Origin of the sequence: Flavobacterium bizetiae, from assembly GCF_902804475.1 — a bacterium.
Classification (GTDB): domain Bacteria; phylum Bacteroidota; class Bacteroidia; order Flavobacteriales; family Flavobacteriaceae; genus Flavobacterium; species Flavobacterium bizetiae.
The window spans coordinates 81,715-87,961 of record NZ_CADCSU010000032.1; the positions used below are offsets into that span (position 1 = coordinate 81,715).

General features: G+C 34.4%; 9 protein-coding genes. 3 read left to right on the forward strand and 6 right to left on the reverse strand.

What is annotated here, in order from left to right; all coding sequences use genetic code 11:
- Positions 1 to 37: 37 nt before the first annotated feature.
- The 3 genes from FLACOL7796_RS02360 (at position 38) to FLACOL7796_RS02370 (ending at position 1,817) form a co-directional block, all read left to right on the forward strand.
- Positions 38 to 751, forward strand: coding sequence for a 2OG-Fe(II) oxygenase (locus FLACOL7796_RS02360; protein WP_173969230.1), 714 nt, complete (start codon positions 38 to 40; stop codon positions 749 to 751).
- A gap of 225 nt (positions 752 to 976) precedes the next feature.
- Complete coding sequence (locus tag FLACOL7796_RS02365) at positions 977 to 1,222, forward strand: Ada metal-binding domain-containing protein (protein ID WP_173969241.1); 246 nt, start codon at positions 977 to 979, stop codon at positions 1,220 to 1,222.
- Entirely contained in the window at positions 1,209 to 1,817 is a 609-nt protein-coding gene (locus FLACOL7796_RS02370) for an alpha-ketoglutarate-dependent dioxygenase AlkB family protein (RefSeq protein WP_173969231.1), read from the forward strand. Before FLACOL7796_RS02365 ends, FLACOL7796_RS02370 begins: the two co-directional genes overlap by 14 nt.
- A 46-nt stretch (positions 1,818 to 1,863) precedes the next feature.
- On the opposite strand, the gene FLACOL7796_RS02375 is transcribed toward FLACOL7796_RS02370, so the two are convergent.
- The 6 genes from FLACOL7796_RS02375 to FLACOL7796_RS02400 all read right to left on the reverse strand — a co-directional run bounded on the left by FLACOL7796_RS02375 (position 1,864) and on the right by FLACOL7796_RS02400 (position 6,032).
- Positions 1,864 to 2,223 (reverse strand): hypothetical protein, encoded by a 360-nt coding sequence (locus FLACOL7796_RS02375; RefSeq protein ID WP_173969232.1) that lies wholly within the window; start codon positions 2,221 to 2,223, stop codon positions 1,864 to 1,866.
- Positions 2,224 to 2,285: 62 nt separating this feature from the next.
- On the reverse strand, positions 2,286 to 3,038 hold the full coding sequence (locus FLACOL7796_RS02380; protein ID WP_173969233.1) for an SDR family oxidoreductase: 753 nt from the start codon (positions 3,036 to 3,038) through the stop codon (positions 2,286 to 2,288).
- Positions 3,039 to 3,125: 87 nt separating this feature from the next.
- Entirely contained in the window at positions 3,126 to 3,866 is a 741-nt protein-coding gene (locus tag FLACOL7796_RS02385) for an SDR family oxidoreductase (protein ID WP_173969234.1), read from the reverse strand.
- Between the two features lie 93 nt (positions 3,867 to 3,959).
- Positions 3,960 to 4,886: an AraC family transcriptional regulator gene (locus FLACOL7796_RS02390; protein WP_173969235.1), complete on the reverse strand. Its 927-nt coding sequence runs from the start codon at positions 4,884 to 4,886 to the stop codon at positions 3,960 to 3,962.
- 29 nt (positions 4,887 to 4,915) lie between these two features.
- Positions 4,916 to 5,236 (reverse strand): MmcQ/YjbR family DNA-binding protein, encoded by a 321-nt coding sequence (locus FLACOL7796_RS02395; protein WP_173969236.1) that lies wholly within the window; start codon positions 5,234 to 5,236, stop codon positions 4,916 to 4,918.
- Between the two features lie 40 nt (positions 5,237 to 5,276).
- A complete protein-coding gene (locus FLACOL7796_RS02400) occupies positions 5,277 to 6,032 on the reverse strand; it encodes an NUDIX hydrolase (protein WP_173969237.1) in 756 nt (251 codons plus the stop codon).
- Between the last annotated feature and the right edge of the window lie 215 nt (positions 6,033 to 6,247).

Here is a 6,247-nt window from a genome sequence, read left to right on the forward strand (position 1 = left end):
AAAAATTCTTTGGCATTTAATCCTATCTAAAATTACTATGCAAAATATACAATCAAAAATTGCTTCTCTTAATTGGGAAAGCATCACCGAATCTATGCACGAAAATGGATTTGCCATAATCCCAAACGTGCTCAATAACGAACAATGCGAAGATTTAAAATTCGATTATGATAACCCAACTTTATATCGAAAAACGGTTGTTATGGAACGTTACCGATTTGGTTTGGGCGAGTACAAGTATTTTAATTATCCGTTACCGGATTTAATTCAAAACATTCGATCTTCAATTTATCCTAAATTAGCGCCAATTGCAAATGCGTGGATGAAAGCGCTGAATATCAATACCGTTTTCCCTGAAACACACGAAAAACTATTAGAACAATGTCACGCCAATAGTCAGCTCAAAGCAACGGTTTTGATTTTAAAATACGGCAAAAGCGGATTTAATACGTTACATCAGGATTTGTATGGCGATGTTTATTTCCCCATTCAAATTGTACTTTTCCTCAACGAACCTGACGAAGATTTTACCGGTGGCGAATTTGTTTTGACACAACAAACTCCACGAGCACAATCGAAAGCGATTGTCCTGAAACCCAAAAAAGGTGATATTTTAGTTTTTACAACCAATTTCAGACCCGTAAAAGGCACAAAGGGATATTATCGTGTAAATATGAAACATGGCGTGAGTGAGATTCATTCGGGAGAACGACATACGTTAGGGATTATTTTTCATGATGCGTTAAGTTAAGGTGCAAAGAGACAGAGGTGCAAAGGTTCAGAGGTTTCAACACATCGTATATCTGTAGAGACGCACAGCAGTGCGTCTCCTCAACGATTGTCGACAAGATTAATTATACGTAACGTTAGACGCACTGCTGTGCGTCTCTACAATATAAAAACCAATAATTTTTTCACGCAGATTTTTTAAATCATTTTAATCCTGTAATCTGTGGCAAAAAAAAATGACAAACAAATGATCGAACACAATAAAATTCCCGACGGCGATCTCCGAAATAAAATTAAAAATGCAGAAATTTGCTTTGGTGGAAACCGAAAACTAAAAATCTACGGAACTTTAAAATGTTCTTCAGGAAAAAGAATGAAACGAGAAAATCGGGTTTTCTTTTTCTCTGAAAATGAAGCCAGACAAAATGGTTTCAGACCTTGTGGACATTGCATGAAAACCGAATATCAAAACTGGAAAAATGGACTTATTTAATCCCGAAACTGACGAAACGACCAATTTACTTCCTAAAGACGGGACGGTAAATTATTATGGAAAACTTTTTTCGAGAGAAAAAGCAAATCATTATCTGGACGTACTTTTGAATACCATCGAATGGAAAAATGATGAAGCCATTATCTTCGGGAAATTGATTCTTACCAAACGAAAAGTCGCCTGGTATGGCGATTCTGGTTTTGAATATACGTATTCGAATACTACAAAAAAAGCTCTTCCGTGGACAAAGGAACTTCTCGAATTAAAAGCTATTATTGAACACGAAACAGGCGAAACATTCAATTCTTGTTTGCTGAACTTATATCATTCCGGCGATGAAGGAATGGCGTGGCACAGTGATGCCGAAAAAGATTTAAAGAAAAACGGTGCCATTGGTTCAGTGAGTTTTGGTGCTGAACGAAAGTTTGCTTTCAAACACAAAGAAACAAAAGAAACGGTTTCATTAATTTTAGAACACGGTAGTTTATTAGTGATGAAAGGCACGACTCAAACGCACTGGTTACATCGTTTACCACCCACCAAAACAACACAAAAACCCCGAGTGAATTTGACTTTTAGAACTATTATGGAATAAATACATACTCGTAAACCCGACAGGTTTTTGAAACCTGTCGGGTTTGTTAATTCAAAAGAACTTTAGAAAAAGGATATTTCCAATACACCAAAATAATATTCATCAATAGAAAAGGTATTTCGATAACTGCTCCTTTTATATTTTGGTTTTGAATTTGGAGGAAAATTAAAAGTACAATAGTTGCTCCCATTATTAAATTCCCCATAAAAAAAGTTTTCGGATGAAGTATCAAAATAGCACCAATCAAAGTAACTATTCCGAACAACAGAATTTCAGTTTTATTGAAACTTAAATCTTCTAACATTTTCACTATCTCCGGCGAACCACTTATCATTCCGTAGCCTTGTTTTATTCCCATAAAAACAACAAATAGCAGCAATCCTGAATGTATTATTCTTAGCATCATCTTTTTAAATTTAAAAAAGCAGTAAAACATCTTACCATTTTACTACTTTTTGATTCTTATATTTAATTTGTTGCTCCTCCATTTACCAATAAATGCTGGCCGTTAACGAAAGAAGATAAATCACTGGCAAAAAATTCGGCTACATTGGCAACATCTTCCACTTCCGCCAAACGCTGCATGGGGCAACTGTCCAGCAATTGTTTTCTTAATTCCGGATAACTATTCGCTTCTGCAAAAATCCCGGAATGATCTACTGCAAACGGAATAATCGAATTTACGGTAATACCTTTATGACCAATTTCTTTAGAAAGGATATCTACCAGGTATCTAGGCGTAGTTTTACTTCCGCCATAAACCGCCATTCCCGGAACTGGGAAAGAAGTTGTGCTTGACGCGATGTAGATGATTCTGCCGTTATTTTCAACGTGTTTTGCTGCTTGTTGCAAAGTAAAATAAGTTCCTTTTGTATTGATCGAAAATACTTTATCGAATTGTTCCTCCGTAAATTCGGTTACGGGAACTTCTACCATTTCGATTCCGGCATTGGCTACCACAATATCTATTTTTCCGAATGCTTTTTTAGCTTCCTCAAATAAATATTCTAAATCGGCTACTTTGCTTACATCAGCTTTTATTGCAATTGCTTTTACGCCCATTGCCAGAACATTACTCAAAACTTCATCGGCGGAAGCCTTATCTTTTGAATAATTAATAACGATATCTGCTCCTAAAGCGGCATAACGTTCTGCGATTGCTTTTCCTAATCCTCTTGCTGATCCTGTAATAAGGGCTACTTTATTTTTTAAATTTTTCATAATTTAGATTTTTAGATTTCTTAGACTGACTTAGATTTTTTGACATTGAAATTGTCATTGATTTTTGTAATTGTAATTGCCATTTGCTTACGCCATTCCTCCGTTTACGCCAATGTTTTGTGCTGTAATCCATTTGGCGTTATCACTGGCCAAAAACACTACGATTTTTGCAATATCATCCGGTTCTCCTAATCGATTGAAGGCAGAAAGTGAAGCCAAACGATCAATTACTTCCTGAGGTTTTCCGTTGGTAAATAATTCAGTGTTGGTTGGCCCCGGAGAAACTGAGTTTACATTGATTCCTTTGCTTCCTACTTCTTTAGAAAATACGCGGGTTAATTGTTCTACAGCAGCTTTTGTAGCCACGTATGTTGCATAAGATGGCAACATAATACGATTTACAGAAGTTGAGAAATTGATGATACTTCCGTTGTTTTCCAAACGGGTTGCAGCTTCGCGCATCGTGTTGAAAGTGCCTTTTACATTGATGTCGAATTGTCTGGTAAAATCTTCGTCGGTAGTATCTTTAATGAGTTTGGTAATCATGATTCCTGCGTTGTTTACCAACACATCTATTTTACCAAAATGTGCTATTGCAACATCAAACAAGTTTTTTACTTCGTCTGTTTTACTTACGTCGGTCTGAACTGCGATTGCATCACCGCCTTTTGCAATAATTTGTTCAACTACTTTATCAGCAGCCTCTTTGTTACCTGAATAGTTCACGATTACTTTGGCTCCAGCCTCTGCAATTTGATTGGCAATTGTGGCTCCAATTCCTCTTGAAGCTCCTGTAACTAATACTACTTTTCCGTTTAAAGTTTCCATTTTTTCTTTGTTTTAAAATTATAGTACAAAGATCCGATGGAGGTGCTTCTGAAAAAGTACGCGTTTTACAGCAAAAGATGCAAATTTCTAAGATTAGGCTTTTTTGTGTTCCTTTTTATAATTCGCAGGCGTAGTTTGGGTATTTTTTTTGAAGTAATTACTAAAATGAGCCGACTCTGTAAAGCCCAGAAGAAAAGCAATTTCTTTGATACTCATTTCTGAATTCTGAAGTAATGATTTGGCTTCGGCAATAGTTTTCTCGGACAACCAGGTCATAATAGTTTTTCCGGTTTTGGTTTTGATTACATTGCTCAAATAATTAGGATGCAAACTTTGGAGTTCGGCATAATCGTTTACACGAAAAATTCTTTCGGTTTTATGATGTACTAAATCACGGTAATGGTTTTCTACATTTTGTTTGAAGGTTTTTACGATTTGAGAACTTCTGTTTCCTTCGTATATTGGGTCGTAATCTTTCCAGAAATGTTCTTTTATTTTTAGAAGTATAACAATAAATAGGTTTCCGATAATTCTATATTTATAAATCGAATTCTCATGGTATTCTTTATGGATCTGAAGATACAGACGTTCCATTTCGGCGAAAGCCTCAACTTCCATTTTTTTAGGCTGAATGGTTTCTGTCAATAAAAAAGAAAATTCATTGAAAATATCGTGATGTAAATTCTCCTTCAGGAAAGTTTCATCAAAAGTAATTAGATAGATTTCTTCGATCGTATTCCACCTGAAAGTTCTGTAATTACTTGGATTGGTGAAATAGATAGAACCGGGAAGAATTTCAAAAGTATTTCCGTCTATGGTATATTGGCCTGAACCACTTTTTACAAAAACAAAAGAAAAATAATTAGGACGAAAAACAGGTGATTGATACGGTAACTCAAACGGAATATCGATCAGATTATGAATCGTAAATCCTGAATCCTGATGAATTAAATCTACCGGAAGCCCTAAATCATTATATAAATCATACAATGTTTTGGATATGATTTCTTTTTCTTTCATGTGGTATTTTTAAATTTCAAAGGCTGAAATTACTTCTTTTTTGGTGCAACATTCTGATAAGATAATTTCAACGCATCTTCGAACATTTCTGGTCTTACTTTAAAAAGCTCAACAATTGTCCAGCCTTGTTTGCCCCATTTATTCGGTATTGGATAAAAAATTATTTCGCTTGACGCACAAAAAACAGATTGATCTATTTCGTTTAATTTCAAAATTGCATGATGATTCTTTTCATCAAAAGTGGCAAAAATCTTTTTGTTAACACGAAACGAAGTCTTCTCGAAATGTGGTTCTTCGATTGCATTTTCGAATGATAAGGCTAATTTTCTAAATGTGTCAATATTTACCATATCGTATCAATTTAGTAGTTGTTGAAGCCTAACACAAAATTTACCAACCTTGATTCAGGCCATTTTTAAGGACTTCTTCGTATTTGTCTTTATCAAAAGTATAAAGATTTGGTGCTTTATGTGCTACGTTACTTTTCTTTTCGTCAAGTTTATTTAAGATGCCAATATTGTTTATTTTACGCAGAAAGTTTCTTCTGTCAAGTTTTTTATCCAAAATCGTTTCATACAATTTTTGCAGTTCCGGCATCGTAAATTTTTCAGGCAATAAATTATATCCAACCGGCATTAAATTCAATTCAATTCTGAGAGTGTCTAATGCTTTATCTAAAATTTCTGCGTGATCTAAAATAAGTTCAGGCACTTCTTTATGATCGATCCATTCTATAACTTCTTCTTTATTGGCAGATTTCGGAATTGTTTTTAAAAAATCGACCAAAGCATAATACCCAATCGTTACAAAACGCTGCGTAAGCCATTTTCCTTTTGCTTCTTCAATTTTTAAAAATTCTAAAACTTCTTTGCTAAAATGCTGATCGTTGCGTTTTATCTTTCCAAAAGTGGCGAATTGCCTCAGGAAAATACCTTCTACTCCTGTTCTTTCATTCAAAACCGTTACCGCTGCGGTATCAATATCCTGATCAATCGGGATAAAACCACCTGGTAATGACCATTTTTCGCTATGCGGAATTTTAATTAATAAAACCTTGAGCTGATTGTCATGAAAACCAAAAATCACACAATCTATCGAAAGTCCGGGTTGATAATTTTGATTATTTTCTATAATGTCTTTTAACATTTACTGCTTATTAATTACAACTTTCGTTTTCGATTTGGCTCTGCAATTTAAAGCATTTTTATAAAACCAAAACATTTTTATCCAATTCAGCTTAATAAGTCTGAAAAAAACAGGCCTCAAAAGAAGTGTTAAAATCACAATTTTTCAGTTAAAAAACAAACAACAAATTAAAAAAATAAGTACATTGCGTCATAATAACACATTAAGTATTTATT